General features: G+C 63.7%; 20 protein-coding genes. 12 read left to right on the forward strand and 8 right to left on the reverse strand.

Annotation, left to right across the window (positions count from 1 at the left end; all coding sequences use genetic code 11):
• Together cysD and SKP52_RS10080 are read right to left on the reverse strand one after the other, a co-directional pair.
• Positions 1-906 carry a sulfate adenylyltransferase subunit CysD gene (gene cysD, locus SKP52_RS10075; protein WP_039574500.1) on the reverse strand — a complete coding sequence of 302 codons (906 nt, stop codon included), beginning with the start codon at positions 904-906 and terminating at the stop codon, positions 1-3.
• Between the two features lie 82 nt (positions 907-988).
• A complete protein-coding gene (locus SKP52_RS10080) occupies positions 989-1,891 on the reverse strand; it encodes a LysR family transcriptional regulator (RefSeq protein ID WP_039574502.1) in 903 nt (300 codons plus the stop codon).
• A 102-nt stretch (positions 1,892-1,993) separates the two neighbouring features.
• Here SKP52_RS10080 and SKP52_RS10085 point away from each other — a divergent pair, with 102 nt between their 5' ends.
• From SKP52_RS10085 to SKP52_RS10100, 4 genes are read left to right on the forward strand one after another with little or no spacing between them, the layout of a single operon-like run.
• On the forward strand, positions 1,994-3,163 hold the full coding sequence (locus SKP52_RS10085) for an isovaleryl-CoA dehydrogenase (protein ID WP_039574504.1): 1,170 nt from the start codon (positions 1,994-1,996) through the stop codon (positions 3,161-3,163).
• Positions 3,160-3,510 carry a hypothetical protein gene (locus tag SKP52_RS10090; protein WP_039574506.1) on the forward strand — a complete coding sequence of 117 codons (351 nt, stop codon included), beginning with the start codon at positions 3,160-3,162 and terminating at the stop codon, positions 3,508-3,510. Before SKP52_RS10085 ends, SKP52_RS10090 begins: the two co-directional genes overlap by 4 nt.
• Positions 3,511-3,512: 2 nt before the next feature.
• Positions 3,513-3,926, forward strand: a complete 414-nt coding sequence (locus SKP52_RS10095) for a VOC family protein (protein WP_039574508.1) — start codon at positions 3,513-3,515, stop codon at positions 3,924-3,926.
• Positions 3,923-4,210, forward strand: a complete 288-nt coding sequence (locus SKP52_RS10100; RefSeq protein ID WP_039574510.1) for a hypothetical protein — start codon at positions 3,923-3,925, stop codon at positions 4,208-4,210. Before SKP52_RS10095 ends, SKP52_RS10100 begins: the two co-directional genes overlap by 4 nt.
• Before the next feature lie 20 nt (positions 4,211-4,230).
• Here SKP52_RS10100 and SKP52_RS10105 read toward each other — a convergent pair whose 3' ends face one another.
• A complete protein-coding gene (locus tag SKP52_RS10105) occupies positions 4,231-6,315 on the reverse strand; it encodes a M13 family metallopeptidase (RefSeq protein ID WP_039574512.1) in 2,085 nt (694 codons plus the stop codon).
• A 146-nt stretch (positions 6,316-6,461) separates the two neighbouring features.
• Here SKP52_RS10105 and SKP52_RS10110 point away from each other — a divergent pair, with 146 nt between their 5' ends.
• The 5 genes from SKP52_RS10110 to SKP52_RS10130 are packed head-to-tail and all read left to right on the forward strand — an operon-like array spanning position 6,462 to position 11,521.
• Entirely contained in the window at positions 6,462-8,060 is a 1,599-nt protein-coding gene (locus tag SKP52_RS10110; RefSeq protein ID WP_039574515.1) for a carboxyl transferase domain-containing protein, read from the forward strand.
• Positions 8,061-8,065: 5 nt separating this feature from the next.
• Entirely contained in the window at positions 8,066-8,380 is a 315-nt protein-coding gene (locus tag SKP52_RS10115) for a DUF3088 family protein (RefSeq protein ID WP_039574516.1), read from the forward strand.
• Positions 8,377-10,218 (forward strand): acetyl/propionyl/methylcrotonyl-CoA carboxylase subunit alpha, encoded by a 1,842-nt coding sequence (locus tag SKP52_RS10120; protein ID WP_039574518.1) that lies wholly within the window; start codon positions 8,377-8,379, stop codon positions 10,216-10,218. The genes SKP52_RS10115 and SKP52_RS10120 overlap by 4 nt, the downstream gene beginning before the upstream one ends.
• Positions 10,218-10,670 (forward strand): MaoC family dehydratase, encoded by a 453-nt coding sequence (locus SKP52_RS10125; RefSeq protein ID WP_039574520.1) that lies wholly within the window; start codon positions 10,218-10,220, stop codon positions 10,668-10,670. Before SKP52_RS10120 ends, SKP52_RS10125 begins: the two co-directional genes overlap by 1 nt.
• The gene (locus SKP52_RS10130; protein WP_039574521.1) at positions 10,670-11,521 is read left to right on the forward strand and encodes an HpcH/HpaI aldolase/citrate lyase family protein; all 852 of its coding nucleotides are present in this window, start codon (positions 10,670-10,672) and stop codon (positions 11,519-11,521) included. The genes SKP52_RS10125 and SKP52_RS10130 overlap by 1 nt, the downstream gene beginning before the upstream one ends.
• Before the next feature lie 2 nt (positions 11,522-11,523).
• Here SKP52_RS10130 and SKP52_RS10135 read toward each other — a convergent pair whose 3' ends face one another.
• The 5 genes from SKP52_RS10135 to hisI all read right to left on the reverse strand — a co-directional run bounded on the left by SKP52_RS10135 (position 11,524) and on the right by hisI (position 16,331).
• The gene (locus SKP52_RS10135; protein WP_039580592.1) at positions 11,524-13,023 is read right to left on the reverse strand and encodes a phospholipase D-like domain-containing protein; all 1,500 of its coding nucleotides are present in this window, start codon (positions 13,021-13,023) and stop codon (positions 11,524-11,526) included.
• A gap of 45 nt (positions 13,024-13,068) precedes the next feature.
• Positions 13,069-14,868, reverse strand: a complete 1,800-nt coding sequence (locus SKP52_RS10140) for an acyl-CoA dehydrogenase C-terminal domain-containing protein (RefSeq protein WP_039574522.1) — start codon at positions 14,866-14,868, stop codon at positions 13,069-13,071.
• Between the two features lie 55 nt (positions 14,869-14,923).
• Complete coding sequence (locus tag SKP52_RS10145; RefSeq protein ID WP_039574523.1) at positions 14,924-15,355, reverse strand: MerR family transcriptional regulator; 432 nt, start codon at positions 15,353-15,355, stop codon at positions 14,924-14,926.
• A 66-nt stretch (positions 15,356-15,421) separates the two neighbouring features.
• On the reverse strand, positions 15,422-15,964 hold the full coding sequence (locus SKP52_RS10150; protein WP_039574527.1) for a hypothetical protein: 543 nt from the start codon (positions 15,962-15,964) through the stop codon (positions 15,422-15,424).
• A complete protein-coding gene (gene hisI / locus SKP52_RS10155; RefSeq protein WP_039574529.1) occupies positions 15,951-16,331 on the reverse strand; it encodes a phosphoribosyl-AMP cyclohydrolase in 381 nt (126 codons plus the stop codon). The genes SKP52_RS10150 and hisI overlap by 14 nt, the downstream gene beginning before the upstream one ends.
• Positions 16,332-16,472: 141 nt before the next feature.
• Between hisI and purF the strand changes: the two genes are divergently transcribed.
• Genes purF through SKP52_RS10170 form a run of 3 tightly spaced genes read left to right on the forward strand, consistent with a single transcriptional unit; the run spans position 16,473 to position 19,116 of the window.
• A complete protein-coding gene (gene purF / locus SKP52_RS10160) occupies positions 16,473-17,930 on the forward strand; it encodes an amidophosphoribosyltransferase (protein ID WP_039574530.1) in 1,458 nt (485 codons plus the stop codon).
• Between the two features lie 4 nt (positions 17,931-17,934).
• Complete coding sequence (locus tag SKP52_RS10165) at positions 17,935-18,669, forward strand: SDR family NAD(P)-dependent oxidoreductase (protein WP_187337292.1); 735 nt, start codon at positions 17,935-17,937, stop codon at positions 18,667-18,669.
• Between the two features lie 60 nt (positions 18,670-18,729).
• Entirely contained in the window at positions 18,730-19,116 is a 387-nt protein-coding gene (locus SKP52_RS10170) for a hypothetical protein (protein ID WP_039574531.1), read from the forward strand.
• Positions 19,117-19,122 lie beyond the last annotated feature (6 nt).

Consider the following 19,122-nt stretch of genomic DNA (forward strand, 5'->3'; position numbering starts at 1 on the left):
TCAGAAATACCCCTCCTGCTTCTTCTTCTCCATGCTGGCGTCGCCGCCGTCCTTGTCGATGATCCGGCCCTGCCGTTCGCTGGTCGTCGTGAGCAGCATTTCCTGAATGACCTCGCTGAGCGTTTTCGCTTCGCTCTCGACCGCGCCGGTCAGCGGATAGCAACCGAGGGTGCGGAAGCGCACCGACCGCTCCACCGGCGTCTCGCCCGGCAATAAAGGAAAGCGATCATCGTCGACCATCAGCAACAAACCGTCGCGCTCCACCGTGGGGCGCGGCGCGGCGAAATAGAGCGGAACGATCGGGATATTCTCCCGCGCGATATATTGCCAGATGTCGAGTTCGGTCCAGTTCGAGATCGGGAAGACGCGGATGCTCTCGCCTTTCGCCTTGCGCGCATTGTAGAGGTTCCACAGCTCGGGGCGCTGCTTCTTTGGATCCCAGCCGTGACTCGCGGTGCGGAAGGAGAAAATGCGCTCCTTGGCGCGGCTCTTTTCCTCGTCGCGCCGCGCGCCGCCGAAGGCGACGTCGAAGCCGTGGAGGTCGAGCGCCTGCTTCAGCCCCTCAGTCTTCCACATGTCGGTGTGAAGCGGACCATGATCGAACGGATTGATCCCGCGCTCCTTTGCCTCGGGGTTCTGATAGACGATCAGTTCCATCCCGCTTTCGGCCGCCATGCGGTCGCGCAGTTCGTACATCGCCTGGAACTTCCACGTCGTATCGACGTGGAGCAGCGGGAACGGCGGCGGCGAGGGATAAAAGGCCTTGCGCGCGAGATGGAGCATCACCGCGCTGTCCTTGCCCACGCTATAAAGCATCACGGGCTTGGCCGCGTCGGCCATCACTTCGCGCATGATATGAATGCTCTCGGCCTCGAGCCGGTCGAGATGGGTCAGCGTATCGATCATGCCCCGCCCTTGCCGCCGCTGTTTACGGCGATCAAGCTGTATGGCCTTTTGCCGGTGCAAGCCAGACTTGTGAGGCACGCGGTCATGCGAGAACATTGACCTTCGTCTCGCGCCAGTCGGCCGCGATTGTTGCGATCGTTTCGAGCGCATGAGTCAGCCGCGGCTCGACATCGGGCAAGCTGCTCCATGCCGGTTCCGCGATCAGCCCGAGTTCGCGCCGGAAATCATAGCCCGCGACCTTCAGCGGAACGATGCCGTCGATCGCGAGCGATACAGGCGCGGTCGTAATACCGATCCCGGCGGCGACCATGCGAAGGCAACGCTCGTCGCTGTCGCTGCGCAGAGCAAAGCGCGGGCGCACGCCGTGGCGCGTAAAGAAGCGGCTCGTCACGTCGAGGAACTCGCACGCGCGGCGCGCGATCATCGTTTCGGCGGCGAGTTCCTCGGGCGCGACCTCGATACGCCCCGCGAGCGGGTGGCCCGACGCGACGAACATCGTGAGCGCCTCTTCATAGAGCGGCACGATATAGGCGCCTCGCTCGCCTGGGCGCAGCGGGACAAGCGCCATGTTGATCCGGCCACTGCCGAGCGCGGCACGCAGTTCGGAATCGCTGTTTTCGTTTAGTTCGATCGCGAAAGCGGGCCGCAGCGCCGCAGCGATCGACTGAAGCAATTCGCCGGGCGCCGACCGGATGATACCGAGCTTAAGCCCGGTCTCCTGACGATCTTCTTCGCGGCCGAAGCTGTCAGCCGCGCGAAAGCCGCGCTCCAGATCGCGCGCAATCGGCAGGAAGCGGCCGCCCGCCTCGGTCAACCGGATCTGACGGCGATTGCGAATGAACAGCGGGGCTCCGACCAGTTTTTCGAGTTCGGCGATCCCGGTCGACAGCGCAGGCTGCGTGACGCGAATACGCAACGCAGCTTGCGTAAAGCTGCCGGCGTCGACGACAGCAAGGAACTGGCGGATATGGGCGCGTTTAATCATAGATTTTACTTATGCTAAAACTACGATCCTTTCAATTTCCCTATGTTGAATTTTTGGGGCAGTATCGCGCCCTGCCCTGCCCCTCGATCGATAGGTTGATCCATGCGCGCCACCCCCGATTTCGACTTTGCCCTCGGCGAAACCGCCGACATGATCCGCGATACGACGGCGCGCTTCGCCGACGAACAGATCGCGCCGCTCGCCGCCAAGGCCGACGCCGAAGACTGGTTCCCGCGCGACGAACTGTGGACACAGATGGGAGCGCTTGGCCTACACGGCATCACCGTCGAGGAAGAGTTTGGCGGCCTCGGCCTCGGCTATCTCGAGCATGTGATCGCGGTCGAGGAAGTGAGCCGCGCCAGCGCCGCGATCGGCCTGTCCTATGGCGCGCATTCGAACCTTTGCGTCAATCAGATTCGCCGCTGGGGCAATGCTGAGCAGAAAGCGAAATATCTGCCCAAGCTGATCAGCGGCGAGCATGTAGGCAGCCTCGCGATGTCCGAAGCAGGTGCGGGCAGCGACGTCGTGTCGATGAAGCTGAAGGCCGAGAAAAAGGGCAGCGGTTACCTGCTCAACGGCACCAAATTCTGGATCACCAACGCGACGCACGCCGACACGCTTGTGGTCTATGCCAAGACGAGCCCCGAGGCGGGATCGCGCGGCATCACGGCGTTCCTGATCGAAAAGGACATGCCGGGGTTCAGCATCGGGCAAAAGATCGACAAGGTCGGCATGCGCGGTTCGCCGACCGCCGAGCTGGTCTTCACCGACTGCGAGGTGAGCGAAGAACAGGTGATGGGCCCCGAAAATGGCGGCGTCGGGGTGCTGATGTCGGGGCTCGATTATGAGCGCGTCGTGCTCGCGGGGCTCCAGCTCGGTATCATGCAGGCGTGCCTCGACACGGTCATTCCCTATGTTCGCGAGCGCAAGCAGTTCGGCAAGCCGATCGGATCGTTCCAGCTGATGCAGGCGAAGGTCGCCGACATGTATGTGATGCTCCAGTCGGCGCGCTCCTATGTCTATAATGTCGCCAAGGCGTGCGACGCGGGGCAAACGACGCGCTTCGACGCCGCAGGCTGCATCTTGCTCGCGAGCGAAAATGCCGTGAAGGTCGCGGGCGAAGCGATCCAAGCGCTGGGCGGCGCCGGCTATACGAAGGACTGGCCGGTCGAGCGTTACTGGCGCGATGCCAAGCTGCTCGACATCGGCGCGGGCACCAACGAGATTCGCCGCATGCTGATCGGCCGCGAACTGATCGGCGCCGGCGCGTGATCTGGCTCTGGCTGTCGGCCGCCTTCATGGTGACGACGGCCGGGGTTCATTCGGTTCTGGGCTATCGGCGACTGATCGTGCCGTTGCTGCGGCGCCGCGACGGCCCGCTGTCCGACGCGCTGACGCGCCGCATCATTCGGCTAGCATGGCACGCGACGGCGGTGCTGATGCTGATTTCGGCGGCCACGGTCGCGTGGCCCGGAACACCGGATGGACTCCTGGCGGCCGTCGGTGCCGGATGGCTCGCGACGGGATTGTTCGATGCGGTATATACCAAGGGCCGACACATCGCCTGGCCGGCACTGGTCTGCGCGGGCATCTTTGCCCTGATCGGCGCGTTGGCCTGAACATGCGCGGGCTTATCCATCATATCGACCTGACGGTCACCGACAAAGAGCGTTCGCGCCGCTTCTATGACACGGTGCTTGGTTTTCTCGGTTATCGCCGTTCGGCGGACTATGATCATGGCAGCGATTGGGACCGCAAGGGCGAACCCTTTCATTCGATCGGCATTTTCGAGGCCCGCGGCGAGGCAGCCAAGCAGCAGCATGACCGCTATTCGCCGGGTTTGCATCATCTTGCATGGACCGCGGAGAGCCGGGACGATGTCGATACGCTTCATGACCTGCTGCGCGACATCGATGCCGAAGTACTCGATGCGCCCGCCGATTACCCCCGCTATGGCCCCACCTATTATGCGGTATTCTTTGCCGATCCCGACGGGCTGAAGCTCGAATTCGTCTTTGGAGCGACAGACCAATGAGCGACACGGTGCTGACCGTCCTGCAATATTACGGCGCGGCCGCGGCGACGCTCGCGGCGCTGGTGGTGTCGCTGAACCTCGGGCGGCGCTGGACCGGCTGGGCATTCGTTATCTTCGTGACGAGCAGCATCGCGCTGATCGCATGGGGTTTCCTGCAACCCGACAGCGAGGGTATCGGATGGCAGAATATCGCGTTACTCATTATCAACGCGATCGGCGTCTATCGCTACCTGATCCTGAAAGAAAAACCGGGCGCGCCAGCCAGCAAGGGCGAGGCAGATTGATGCCCCGCCCTGTCCGGTCATCATCCCCATATGCGGACGCGCTTGTCCGGCGCGAGGTACAGCTTGTCGGTCGGCTGGACGTCGAACGCCTTGTACCACGCGTCAAGGTTCCGCACCGTCAACGCGCGGTACATGCCCGGCGCATGGCCATCGGTCGCGATGCGCGCGCGCAGAGCCTCGGCGCGCATCTTGGTCGCCCAGGTCTGCGCAAAGGCGATGAAGAAGCGCTGGTCGCCGGTGAAGCCGTCGATCACCGGCGCTTCCTTGCCGCCGAGCGATGCGCGATAGGCGTCATAGGCGGCCTGCAAGCCCGCCACGTCGGCGATATTCTCGCCAAGCGTCAGCTTGCCATTGACCGCGAGGTCGGGAAACGGCGTGTAGGTGTCGAACTGCGCCGCGAGCGCATCGCCCGCCGCGTTGAACTTCGCCAGATCCGCCGGGGTCCACCAGTTGCGCAGCGCGCCGGTGGAATCGAACGCCGCGCCATTATTGTCGAAGCTGTGGCTGATCTCGTGACCGATGACCGCGCCGATCGCGCCATAGTTGAACGCGGGATCGGCCTTGGCGTTGAAGAAGGGCGGCTGAAGGATCGCGGCGGGGAAATTGAGCGCATTCTGGACCGGCAGGTTCACGGCGTTGACCGTTTGCGGGACCATCCACCATTCGCCCTTGTCCATCGGCTTGCCGATCTTGGCGAGCTGGTGCGCATATTCGGCTTTCTGCCCCGTAACCTCGTTCGCATAGGCGTCGGCGCCGACGGTGTAGCTGCCATAGTCGCGCCAGCTGTCGGGGTAGCCCACCCCTACGGCAATGGTTTCGACCTTCTTGATTGCTTCCTTCTTCGTTTCGGGCGCCATCCAGTCGATCGTTTCGACGCGCTTGGCAAAGGCGGCCTTTATGTTCGTCACCATGTCCCCGACCTCCGCCTTTGCAGACGCGGGGAAATATTTGTCGGCATAGGCCTTGCCCACCGCATCGCCGAGATAGGTGTCGAGCGCATCGAGCGCGCGCTTTTCGCGGCCGCGCTGCTGCGGCGTGCCCGCCATCGTCGTGCCGTAGAAGGTGAAGTGCGCGCGATCGATCGCGCTCGGCAGCACGTCGCTGTGGCTGTTGATCTGATGGAAGGCGAGCCAGTCTTTCCATGCGTCGAGCGGTTCGGACGCGACGAGCGCCGACAGGCCGGTGATCGCGTTCGCGTGATAGGCGCCGAATTTCGTAGCGCCGTCGAGCTTGGCTGCGCTCATGAACGCGGGCCAGTCGATGCCGGGCGCCTTTTTGGCAAAATCGGCTTTGGCCCAGACGTCGGCGGATTTGGTGAAATCTTCGCTCTGCTCGCGCGTCGCGTGCGCCTTGGCGATCTTGACCTCGAGGTCATAGATGCGCTTCGCCTTCGCTGCGGCGTCGCTCTGGCCAGCGGCGGTCAGCAGCTTGGCAATATAGGCCTGATAGGCGGTGCGGATCGTCGCCATCTTGGGATCAGCCGACAGATAATATTCGCGCTCAGGCATGCCGAGACCGCCCTGCAGCAGATAGGGAATGACCTCGCCCGGGGTCGCGAGCCCCTGCGTCACGAAAACGCCGAACAGGTTTTCGGTCTGGAAGTTGGTTGCGTTGAGCGGATCGACGTCGGCGCGCAGCTGCTCGCCGAGCACCTTCGACAGCGCCGCCTTGTCGGTGATCGCCGCGAAACGCGCGAGGTCGGCAGCGACGGGCTTCATGCCCGCGGCATCGATCGCCTTCACATCGGTAAAGGCCTTGTAGAAGGCGGCGATGCGGCCTTCGTTGGTGTCGGCCGCGGCATCGCCCTTAACGATCGCATCGATCAGTTCACGGTTGCGCTTCTCGGTCTCAAGCTGCGCGACGTAAAAGCCGCCAATCGACGAACGGTCGGCGGGAATTTCGTTCGCCTTGTCCCAATTTCCATTGGCATAGGCGTAGAAGTCGTCGCCGGGCTTCACGGAGGTGTTCATCGCCGCCTTGCTGATCCCGATGTCGGTGCCGACGGTGTAGGCGGCGGAGCTCTCCTCTTTCCCGCTCGTGCAAGCGACGGGGCCTGCGAGAACAGCAGCGGTGGACAGAAGGACGGCAAAGACAGCTTTTTTCATGGAAATGACCTTATTTTGTCACGGATAGGCAGGCGGCTGACGCGTGCGAAAATCCGGTTTCAATACCAACCATTTTCGGCCTGCTGCGCTTTTCAATCGACGAGCGACGGGTTAGTTCCGAACCGACTTCCAGGAGAGACGATACAGTGAGCGCACCGGTTCTAAGCTCGAATATCAACGCGGACAGCGACGAATATCGCACCCGCAGCGCGCATAATCGCGCGCTGACCGACGCGCTGCGTGTCACGGTTGCCGAAGTCGCGCTCGGCGGCAATGAGAAGTCGCGCGAGCGGCACACGAGCCGCGGTAAATTGCTTCCGCGCGAGCGCGTCGAGCGATTGCTCGATCCGGGCTCTCCCTTCCTTGAAATCGGCCAACTCGCGGCGAACGACCTCTATGACGGTGAAGTTCCGGGCGCGGGCCTGATTTGCGGCATCGGGCAGGTGTCGGGGCGCCAGTGCATGATCGTGTGCAACGACGCGACGGTGAAGGGCGGTACCTATTACCCGATGACCGTCAAGAAGCATCTCCGCGCACAGGAAATTGCCGAGGCGAACCGCCTGCCGTGCATTTATCTTGTCGACAGCGGCGGCGCGAACCTGCCGCATCAGGACCAGGTCTTTCCCGACCGCGACCATTTCGGGCGCATCTTCTTCAATCAAGCGAATATGTCGGCGAAGCGCATCCCGCAGATCGCCTGCGTGATGGGAAGCTGCACCGCGGGCGGCGCCTATGTGCCCGCGATGTCGGACGAGACCGTGATCGTCCGCAACCAGGGCACGATCTTCCTCGCCGGCCCGCCGCTGGTGAAAGCGGCGACGGGCGAGGAAATCAGCGCCGAGGATCTGGGCGGCGGCGATCTCCACGCCAAGAAGTCGGGCGTCGTCGACCATCTTGCCGAGAATGACGAGCATGCGCTGACGATCGTGCGCGACATTGTCAGCCATCTGGGCGAAAACGCAGGCTTCGAGGTTCCGCTCAAGGCTCCTCGCCCGCCCAAATATCCCGGCGAAGAGCTTTACGGCGTCGTCCCCGACGACGTCCGTGCGCCCTATGACGTCCACGAAGTCATCGCGCGCATCGTCGACGCCAGCGAGTTTCACGAGTTTAAGGCGAATTACGGCAGCACGCTCGTCTGCGGCTTCGCGCATATCTGGGGCATCCCGGTCGCGATCCTTGCCAACAATGGCGTGCTGTTCAGCGAGAGTGCGGTCAAGGGGGCGCATTTCATCGAACTGGCGCAGCAGCGGCGCATCCCCCTGCTCTTCCTCCAGAATATCAGCGGCTTCATGGTCGGCGGCAAATATGAAGCCGAAGGCATCGCAAAACATGGCGCGAAGCTGGTGACGGCGGTTGCCACGGCGACGGTACCGAAGATCACCGTGCTGATCGGCGGCAGCTTCGGCGCGGGCAATTACGGCATGTGCGGACGCGCATATAGCCCGCGCTTCCTGTTCAGCTGGCCGAACAGCCGGATCAGCGTGATGGGCGGCGAGCAGGCGGCATCGGTGCTGGCGACCGTCCACCGCGACGCCGACAAATGGACGCCCGAGGAAGCCGAAGCCTTCAAGGCGCCGATCCGCCAGAAATACGAAGACGAGGGCAACCCCTACCACGCGACCGCGCGGCTGTGGGACGATGGCATCATCGACCCTGCACAGACACGCGACGTGCTCGGGCTCGCCTTCACCGCAACGCTGAACGCCCCGGTCGAGGACCGCGGCTTCGGTGTGTTCCGGATGTGATTGCGATGAGCGACGCCCCAGACCGCCTGTTCATCCTCGATCGCGAGTTCGACGATCCCGCTTTTCCGGGCGCGAGCTTCTATTGCCGCGATTGCATCCTCGTCGAAGGCCTGCTCGCGATGTTTCCCGAGCGTACAACGCATCTGGAAGTCATCCGGGTGCCTTGGCCGCGCCCGCGTCCGCTGGTCGTCGAAGCCATCGGCGAAGCGAACCAGAACCTTCCTGCCCTTGTCTTTTCCGATGGCGGATATGTGAACGACATCAAGCCGCTGCTTGAAGCGCTCCATACCCGTCACGGCTTTCCGGAACCTCATCCATGATCACTTCGCTCCTCATCGCCAATCGTGGTGAAATCGCCTGCCGCATCATCCGCACCGCACGCGAGATGGGTATCCGCACCGTCGCCGTCTATTCGGACGCCGATGCCAAGGCGCTGCATGTGCGGGAGGCCGACGAGGCGGTGCATATCGGCCCGTCCCCGGCGCGCGAATCCTATCTGATCGGCGAGAAGATCATCGCCGCTGCAAAGGCGACGGGCGCCGAAGCGGTCCATCCCGGCTACGGCTTCCTGTCGGAAAATGCCGAGTTCGCGCAGGCGGTCGCCGATGCGGGCCTCGTCTGGGTCGGGCCGAAGCCGTCGTCGATCACCGCGATGGGCCTTAAGGACGCCGCGAAGAAGCTGATGGCCGACGCCGGAGTGCCGGTTACGCCGGGCTATATGGGCGAGAATCAGGACCCCGCCTACCTCGCCAAACAGGCCGCCGAGATCGGCTATCCCGTGCTCATCAAGGCGGTCGCGGGCGGCGGCGGCAAGGGGATGCGCAAGGTCGATGCCGCGGCGGATTTCGCCGACATGCTCGCTTCGTGCCAGCGCGAGGCGGCGGCTTCGTTCGGCAACGACCATGTGCTGATCGAAAAATATATCCTGACCCCGCGCCATATCGAGGTGCAGGTGTTCGGCGACACGCACGGCAATGTCGTCCATCTGTTCGAGCGCGACTGTTCGTTGCAGCGCCGTCACCAGAAGGTGATCGAGGAAGCTCCTGCCCCCGGCATGGACGAAACGACGCGCGCCGAGTTGTGCGCCGCCGCCGTCCGCGCGGCGAAGGCGGTCGATTATGTCGGCGCGGGGACGATCGAATTCATCGCCGATGCGTCCGAAGGTTTGCGCGCCGACCGCATCTGGTTCATGGAAATGAACACGCGACTGCAGGTCGAGCATCCGGTGACCGAGGAGATCACCGGCGTCGACCTGGTCGAATGGCAGCTTCGCGTCGCGTCGGGCGAACCGATCCCGCTGGCGCAGGACGAGCTTTCGATCAACGGCTGGGCGATGGAGGCACGGCTTTACGCGGAAGACCCGGCCAAGGGCTTCCTGCCGAGTACCGGCACGCTCGAGCTGTTCCAGCTTCCCGAACATATGGGCCGCGTCGATACCGGCGTCTATGAGGGCGCCGTAGTATCGCCCTTCTACGACCCGATGATCGCCAAGGTCATCGCGTGGGGCGAGGACCGCGAGGAAGCGCGCGAACTGCTGTCGGAAATGCTGGAGGACACCGCGATCTGGCCGGTGAAGACCAACTCGGCCTTCCTGATCAATGCGCTGGATCATCCCGACTTCGTGGCGGGCACGGTCGACACCGGGCTGATCGGCCGCGACGGCGATGCGATGACCGAGGAGCCCGTGCCGACGGAACAGGCGCTGACCAACGCCGCGATGGCGATGGTGCCACGCTCATTGCAATCCGGATTCCGCCTTAACGCACCCGACGTGCGGAGCGCGCCCTTCCTGCTCGACGGCAAGCGCGTCGAGGTCGAACTGCACGGTCCCGGAGCCGAAGAGCCCTCACCCGCTATGCTCGTTGCCGAGCGTGGGTCGGTCTGGCAGCTGACGCCTTGGCGAACCGAAGGCAATGCCGCCGGTGCAGCGGGCGATGGCGGGATCCTGTCGCCGATGCCCGGAAAGGTCATTACGGTCGAGGTCGCCGCGGGCGACAAGGTGATCAAGGGGCAGAAACTGCTGACGCTCGAAGCGATGAAAATGGAGCATAGCCTGACCGCGCCGTTCGACGGTGTGGTGGCCGAACTCAACGCGACCGCAGGCGCGCAAGTTCAGGTCGAGGCCTTGCTCGTGCGGATCGAAAAGGAAGGCGCATAATGGCCGGCAAATATTTCGACGAATGGGTCATCGGCGAGACGCTGACGCATGACATTCGGCGCACCGTCACCGAAACTGACAATTTGCTGTTCACCGTGATGACGCACAATCCGCAGCCGCTGCACCTCGATATCGAGGCGGCTAAGGCGTCGGAGTTCGGGCAGATCCTCGTCAACGGCACCTTCACCTTCAGCCTGATGGTCGGGCTGTCGGTCGGCGACACGACGCTGGGTACGCTCGTTGCGAACCTCGGTTACGACAAGCTCGTCATGCCGAAGCCCGTGTTCATCGGCGACACGCTGCGCGCGGAGAGCGAGGTCATAGGCCTGAAGGAGTCCAAATCGCGACCCAATGCAGGGATCGTCACCTTCGTCCACCGCGCGATCAACCAGCGCGATGAACTTGTGTGCCAGTGCGAACGTTCTGCCCTTGTCCAGCGGAAGGCCAGCTAATGCGACTTCGTTCTCTCCTATTCGTTCCCGGCGACCGGCCCGAGCGTTTCGCCAAGGCGGCAGCATCGGGCGCCGACGCGATCATCCTCGACCTCGAGGATTCGGTCTCGCTCGCGAACAAGGATGCGGCGCGCCATGCGGTCGCCGACTATCTGGCGGGAACGCGTGAGGTCGTGACTCTGGTGCGCGTCAACCCGCTCGACGGCCATCTGACCGCCGCCGACGTCGCAGCGATCATCGGCGCGCGGCCCGACGCCATCATGCTTCCGAAGGCCGAGGGCGCGCCGAGCATCGCGCAGCTCGACACGATCATGCGCAGCGAGTCCGCGCGCGATGCGTCGCTGCCGACAATCCTGCCGATCGCAACCGAAACCCCGGCGGCGATCTTCACCCTCGGCAGCTATCGTGAGGCGAAGGACCGGCTGCTCGGGCTGACCTGGGGCGCCGAAGACCTGCCCGCCGCGATCGGCGCGACGACGAGCCGCGAAGCCGACGGCAGCTATACGTCGCCCTATGAGGTCGCGCGCGCGATGACGCTGTTCGCGGCGCATGCCGCGGGCGTGGCCGCAATCGACACGGTGTTTCCCGCGATCAAGGACGAAACCGGCCTCGCCGCCTACGCTGCGCGCGCTCGGCGCGACGGCTTCACTGGGATGATGGCGATCCACCCGTCGCAGGTCGAACCGATCAACGCGGCTTTCACCCCCAGCGCCGACGAAACGGCGCGCGCGCAGGCGATCGTCGATGCTTTTGCCGCCAATCCGGGGGTTGGGGTGCTGCAAGTCGACGGCAAGATGGTCGACGCCCCGCATCTGAAACAGGCGAAGCATATCCTCGCGCTGTCGGATTGATCCTAGCGCTTGCCGCGCCCGAAGGGCCGGTGGCGCTTCATCCAGTTACGGCCGAGGTGCCAGCTTTTCCGAAGGCCACGTTCGGTGAAGCCTTCGAACATGGCATCGGGGCTGGTCGGGTCGAGAACTTCATTCTCGGCGATGAACTCGTCCATCGGCCCAGGGGGCACGAGGTCGAGCAGTTCGAGCGAGCGCCCCTTGCCGCGCAGCGCCTCGATCGTCGTGATCAACGACCCGGTGCGTTTGAAGGTCGCCGCGACCTCCTCTTCCTTCACATCGAGATGCTCGGCGATCAGCGATTCGCGTAGGCGCGCAATCGTCGGCTCGACGCCCTCGTTCGCGGCCAGCGCGGCGTCAATCGTCACATCGCATTCGCTGTCGAGCCCCATCGAGCGGTTGTTCATGTTCGCCGAGCCGACGCGCAGGAACCGATCATCGACGATCGCGGTCTTGGCGTGGACATAGATGGGTTCACCGCGCTTGGTTTGCGGATAATAGACTTTCAGCCGGTCGCCATGCTTCGCCTTGGCGATTTCACGCACCAGCTGAACGCGCGCGGCATCCATCGCCATCTGCTCAAGCCAGCCGTCGGCGGTCTGAGGCATCACCATCACGAATTCTGGCGGATCGTCCTCGTTGAGACGTTCGGCGATCGCGGCGGCGATCTTGCCGCAGGTGAAATATTGGTTTTCGAAATAGATGAAGCGGTCGGCCGCGGCGATCATGTCGAGATAGAGTTGCTCGATCTCGCGGATTTCCTCGCACCCGTCATATTCGGCGCGGGTGCGCGAGATTGCGACGTCGACGCCCTCGAAATCGGGTTCGAGGTCGTCCGGCCAATTCTCGCCCTTTCCGTCCAGATCGCGGAGCGGCTTTTTCGTTGCGCGCTGCCAACGTTCATTGCCGAGATCCGCAAGCGCGCTCCCTACGGGCCCTGCGAGGATCATCGTCGAATCGTGCCAGGGCATATAGGCACTGCCGTCGGGCGCGGTGCGGCGCGGATCGCCGTCCTTATGCTCGCGCGTGTCCCAGCGGCGCGAGCCGACGTCGATCCCGCCGCATATCGCGAGATGATCGTCGAACACCGCCACCTTCTGATGATGGCTACATCCGACGGGGTGCGCGCTGTCGAGGCGGAAGCTGATCGAGCGCGTCAGCTTCCAGCGTGCGATCATCGACAGGATGCGCGGTATCGCGAATTGTTTCAGCCCGCCGAAATTCCAGCGGAGGATGTCGATATCGCGGTCGGGCTTCTCCTTCGCGAGCCGCAGCAGATAGTTGCCGAGCGATTCGCCCTCGCCCTTTTTGTCGGGCTTCAGCGCGATGCGTGGATCGAAGTCCCAGCCGATGAGCAAGATGCGCTCTTTGGCATGAGCCATTAGCCGTTCGAGCAGGGCGTAATAATCGGCGGCGTCGACGATCATCCGGGCCTTGTTGGCGCGTTCGATGCGCCAGCAGTTGCGGCCTTTGACGACGATCGGCTGTAGGTCCCCGTTGCTCATCGCCGCCGACACGCATGACGGCAGCGATGGTTGCAAGGGCACATATCAGGCGGCGAATTGTTCGGGGGTCAGCGCCATCATCGCTTCGCTGCCCGCCTCGATCTTGCGGCGGAGCGAACCCGCGTCGGGCAGGAAGCGTTCGCCGAAATAGCGCGCGGTGACGAGCTTGGCTTCGAGGAAATCCTTGTTGCCGCGGCCCTCGGCGAGCGCTTTTTGTGCGGCTTCGGCCATCATCAGCCACATCGAGCCCAGCGCGACGATGCCCATGATGTGCATATAATGATGCGCGCCGGCGCCGATATTGTTCGGGTTCGCCATGCCATTCTGCATGAACCACATCGTCGCGGCCTTGAGTTCGCCATTTGCCTTCTCGAGACGCGTCGCGAAGTCGGCGAGCGCATCGTCGCCCTTGGCCCGGGCGCATTCCTCATCGACGATCGCGAAAAAGGCCTGGATTGCGCGGCCGCCGTTTTGGGCGAGCTTGCGGCCGACGAGGTCCATCGCCTGCACGCCGTTCGCGCCTTCGTAGATCATCGTGATGCGGGCATCGCGGACAAACTGGCTCATACCCTGCTCTTCGATATAGCCATGGCCGCCGAACACCTGCTGCGCGTTGGTCGCGACCTCATAGCCCTTATCGGTGCCGAACCCTTTGATCACCGGTGTGAGCAGGCTGACGAGGTCGTCGGCGCGCTGGCGCTCTTCCTCGCTCTCGGCGACGTGCGCGAGATCGACCTGCAGTGCCCCCCAGGTGCACAGCGCGCGCAGCCCCTCGACGGTCGCCCTGCCGTCCATCAGCATCCGGCGGACATCAGGATGGACGAACAAAGGATCGGCCTTTTCCTGCGGGTCTTGCGGGCCCGTGAGCGCGCGGCCCTGTCGGCGGTCCTTCGCATACTGGACCGCGTTCTGATAGGCGACGTCGGCCTGGCCGAGCCCCTGGATGCCGACGCCGAGGCGCGCGGCGTTCATCATCACGAACATCGCGGCGAGGCCCTTATTCTCCTCACCGACCATCCAGCCCTTGGCGCCGTCATAGTTCATGACGCAGGTCGAGTTGGCGTGGATGCCCATCTTGTGCTCGATCGACCCGCACGACAGTGTGTTGCGGTCGCCGAGTGAGCCGTCGGCATTCACGATAAACTTGGGCACGATGAACAGCGAGATGCCCTTGACGCTGTCGGGCGCATCGGGGGTCTTCGCGAGGACGAGGTGGATGATATTGTCGGTGAGGTCATGCTCGCCCGACGAGATGAAGATCTTGGTCCCTGTGATGGCGTAGCTGCCGTCGCCGTTCGGGACCGCACGGGTGCGGATCATGCCAAGGTCGGTGCCGGCGTGCGGTTCGGTCAGGTTCATCGTGCCGCCCCATTCGCCCGAAATCATGCGGGGGACATAGATGGCTTTTTGTTCGTCCGATCCCTTGACCAGGATCGCCGCGGTCGCGCCCTGCGTCAGCCCCGGATACATGGCGAACGCCTGGTTGGCGGCGTTGCGATATTCCTCGACCGGAAAGCCGATGACGTGCGGCAGCCCCTGCCCGCCGAAATCCTCGGGCGCGGTCAGCAGGCCCCAGCCGGCTTCCGAATAGGCCTTATACGCTTCCTTGAAGCCCTTTGGTGTCGTCACCGAGCCGTCTTCGTGGCGCGTGCAGCCTTCGAGGTCACCCGACTGGTTGATCGGGAACAAGACTTCCTCGCAGAACTTGCCCGCTTCGGTAAGCACCGCCTCGATCATGTCGGGGGACGCATTCGCGAAACCCGGCAGATTCGAATAGCGCTCGATCCCGAGCACATCGTTGAGGAGGAAGAGCGTGTCCTGCACGGGGGCGCGATAGACGGGCATGGGAAATCTTTCTGGAAAAGCAGGTAGCGATGTCAAACTTGCCTGGGGAGAGGCTTCAACCGACCTTTTGGCCGGCGTCGACTTTTTTCACCATATCGATGAACCGCGACAATTCTTCGACAGCGCTGTCGATATCGTCGCGCTGGCGTTGCAGCAAGCCGATACGCTGTTCGCATTTTTCGATTGTCACCTGCCGCTGCGTCTTGCGGCCGTCGCCTACGTCGTAGAGGTCGATCATCTCGCGAATATCGGCGAGGCTGAAGCCCGTGCGCTTGGCGCGCAGAATCCACGCCAGCCGCGCGCGGTCGCGTTTCGAATAGATGCGCGACAATCCCTTGCGCGACGGGCTGATCAACCCTTCATCTTCATAGAAACGCAGCGCACGGGCGGTGACCCCGAACTCGGTCGACAAGTCGGTGATGCTGAATTGTTCGCGCCCCAGATGGTCGGGCGTATCGATATGGGCGTGGCCATATTGTTCGGTCATGCGGATGAAACTAGTTTCCGTTGACGTGAACGTCAAGACCGGCAGAGCGGGTCATTTCGGGGCAGCTCAGCCCCCGCAAGGACGCTGCATATTGCCGTGCCGATCGGCGATCCGCAAGTCCCCCGCGTCGCCTGCCGACCAGCTCGCGCGCGGCAGGCGCAAACCCGACAGCGAAGCGCGATCGGGACAGAGGCGCGCGCATTGCGGCGGCAGGCTTCCGGGCAATCTCAGCTCGTCCTCTTCCTCATGGACGAACGCCTCGCATCCCTCGACGCCGGCAAAGCGCATCCGCCAGCCATCGCCTTCACGAACCATCGTGCCGGAGGCAGCGCAGGAGAGACTGGCGCCGTAGGCGGCCGTGACCGCAAAGCGCCACCTTCCAGCACCATCAGGAACGACACACATCGCATCGCGGCCCAGATCGTGGGAGCGCTCGAACACGCCGACCGGGCTTGCCGCTTCGGGTCGCACGACCCCGCGCTGCCGAGCAGCGACTTCAAGAGGATTACTCGCGTCGATCCCCTTCGCGCGTTCGCCCGGCGCGGCGGGCCGATCGCATCCCCCGAGCAGCAGCGCTGCGAGTGCCAGCGCGGCGCTAGTCCTGTGCATCGTCCGCCAGAAAGGTCAGGCTGCCGTCGTTCTCGACGCGGCGATAGAAGCAGGAGCGGCGCCCGGTATGGCAGGCGGGGCCCGCCGGCTTTACGCGCAGCAGCAGCGCGTCCTGGTCGCAATCCACACGCATCTCGACCAGCGTAAGCTCGTTCCCCGACGTCTCGCCCTTACGCCACAAAGCCTGCCGCGACCGCGACCAGAAATGCGCCTGCCCCGTCGCGCGGGTCTGCTCGATCGCCTCTTCATTCATATGCGCGACCATCAGCAGGATATGCGTCTCGGCATCGGTGACGATCGCCGTCACCAGGCCGGCGGCGTCGAAACGCGGAAGAAAACGGTCGGTGGTATCGCGCTGATCATCCATAAACCGCGCTTTAGAGCAGGTTATAAGGCCCTGTCACGCAGAGCTTGGCGGGCATCGTGACATTTGCGTGAATTGGGGGGGCGACATTTGCAATGTCCCTCCCTATATGCGCCCAGTCACTGCCCTCGCTGCTGGACCATCATGCTCACCACACACCCTTTCGACGACGACAAGCTCCGCGAGGAGTGCGGCGTCTTTGGTATTCATGGCGCCGATAGCGCCGCTGCGGTCGTCGCGCTGGGGCTTCACGCCCTGCAGCACCGTGGACAGGAAGCCGCAGGCATCACCGCCTTCGACGGCAAGGAATTCCACACCCATCGCGCGATGGGCCATGTGGCGGGCAATTTCGATCGCGACGACATCATGCGCCAGTTGCAAGGCGGATCGTCGGTCGGCCATGTCCGTTACTCGACGACGGGCGAAACCGCGCTGCGCAACGTCCAGCCGCTGTTCGCCGACCTGTCGACCGGCGGCTTCGCGGTTGCGCATAACGGCAATATTTCCAACGCGACGGCGCTCAAGAAGGTGCTCGTCCGCCGCGGTTCGATCTTCCAGTCGACCAGCGATACCGAGGTGATCATCCACCTCGTCGCGACGTCGAGTTACCGTTCGCTGCTCGACCGCTTCATCGACGCGCTGAAACAGGTCGAAGGCGCCTATTCGCTGATCTGCCTGACCGCCGAGGGCATGATCGGTTGCCGCGATCCGCTGGGCATCCGCCCGCTCGTGATTGGCAAGCTCGGCGATGCACATATCCTCGCGTCGGAAACCGTCGCGCTCGATGTCGTCGGCGCCGAATTCGTGCGTTCGGTCGAACCCGGCGAGCTCGTCATCATTCGCGATGGCCAGCTGACCTCCCACCGGCCCTTCGCCGACCACGCCGCGCGCCCGTGCATCTTTGAATATGTCTATTTCTCGCGCCCCGATTCGATCGTCGACGGGACGAGCGTCTATTCGGTGCGCAAGGCGATCGGCGCGGAACTCGCGCGCGAAAATCCGGTCGATGCCGATCTCGTCATCCCGGTCCCCGATTCGGGCACGCCGGCGGCGATCGGTTACGCCCAGGAATCGGGTATTCCTTTCGAACTCGGCATCATCCGCTCGCATTATGTCGGGCGCACCTTCATCCAGCCGGGCGACAAGGTCCGCCACCTCGGCGTCAAGCTGAAGCATAACGCCAACCGCGCATTGATCGCGGGCAAGCGCATCGTGCTGATCGACGATTCGATCGTTCGCGGCACGACGAGCCTGAAGATCGTGCAGATGATGCGCGATGCGGGCGCGACCGAAGTGCATATGCGCATCGCGAGCCCGCCGACGCAGCACAGCTGCTTCTATGGCGTCGACACCCCCGAGCGCGCCAAGCTGCTTGCGGCGCAGATGAGCGTTGGCCAGATGGCGAATTTCATCAACGCCGACAGCCTGTCCTTCATCTCGATCGACGGCCTCTATCGCGCGCTGGGCGAAGTGAAGCGCAGCGACGACGCCCCGCAATATTGCGACGCCTGCTTTACCGGCGACTATCCGACCACGCTCACCGATTTCGACGAGCATGGGTTGGAAGATCAATTTTCGCTGCTTGCCGAACGGGTTGTCTGACATAATGACGATAGAGACTAATGAATTGGCGGGCCAGGTTGCGCTCGTCACCGGGGCCAGCCGCGGGATCGGCGAAGCCATCGCCGAATCGCTTGCGGCGCGCGGCGCGCATGTCGTGATCACCGCGCGCACAGCGGGCGGGCTCGAGGAACTCGAAGACCGTATCCACGGGGCCGGCGGCAGCGCGACGATCGCGCCGCTCGACCTCACCGACGGCGACAGCATCGCCCGCCTCGCGAGCGCGATCGCCGAACGCTGGCAGCAGCTCGACATGCTGGTGCTGAACGCCGCGATGCTCGGCACGCTGACCCCTGTTGCCGCCATCGACGGCAAGGAGTTCAACAAGCTGCTGACGCTGAACCTGATCGCGCAGCAGGCGCTGATCGCCAATTTCGACCCGCTCCTGCGCCGCGCAGTGAACGGCCGGCTAATCGCCCTGTCAAGCAGCGTCGCACGCGAGCCGCGCGCCTATTGGGGCGCTTATGCCGCATCGAAGGCGGCGTTCGAAACGCTCGTCACCAGCTACGGCGCCGAGATGCGCAATATCTCGACCGTGCGCACCGCGATCCTCGATCCCGGTGGCACGCGCACGCAGATGCGCGCGCGCGCCTATCCGGGCGAAGACCCGCAGAGCATCAAGAATCCCGATGCGGTTGGCGAATTTGTTGCCAAGCTGATGGTCGAAGGCTTCGACAGCACCGCCTTCCACGCGCTGCCCAAGGTCATGGAAAAAGCTTAACGCCATCTTCGGTTTCCTGCGCTAAGAGAACGGCATAAGAGGGTTTGCGAGGGCGCGGGAATGACCAAGGATATTTTGCGGACGGCGATCGCGGCGGTGATCGGCATCGTTGTCGCGTTCGGGCTGATCTGGCTCGCGCAATATGCCGGAAGCGAGATTTCGCCCGACGTTTACGATCCCAACAGCGGCGAAGTCCTGATCCCGATCGGATCGACGATCGCCCTGATCGTCGGCTGGTTCATCGGCACCTTTGGCGGCAGCTGGTTCGCAATGCGCATTTCGGCCGGCACCGGCGCTGGCTGGATCGTCGCAGGCGCAGTGATCGGCGCGGCACTCTACCGCGCCGTCACGCTGGCCGATGCCTCGTGGATCATGGCGCTGGGCGTCGCCGTTCCGCTTGCGGCGGTCTGGCTGGCCCAGCGCGCAACGACGACTGCAGTCGCCTGACCAAGA

Origin of the sequence: Sphingopyxis fribergensis (assembly GCF_000803645.1) — a bacterium.
In the GTDB taxonomy this organism is placed as follows: domain Bacteria; phylum Pseudomonadota; class Alphaproteobacteria; order Sphingomonadales; family Sphingomonadaceae; genus Sphingopyxis; species Sphingopyxis fribergensis.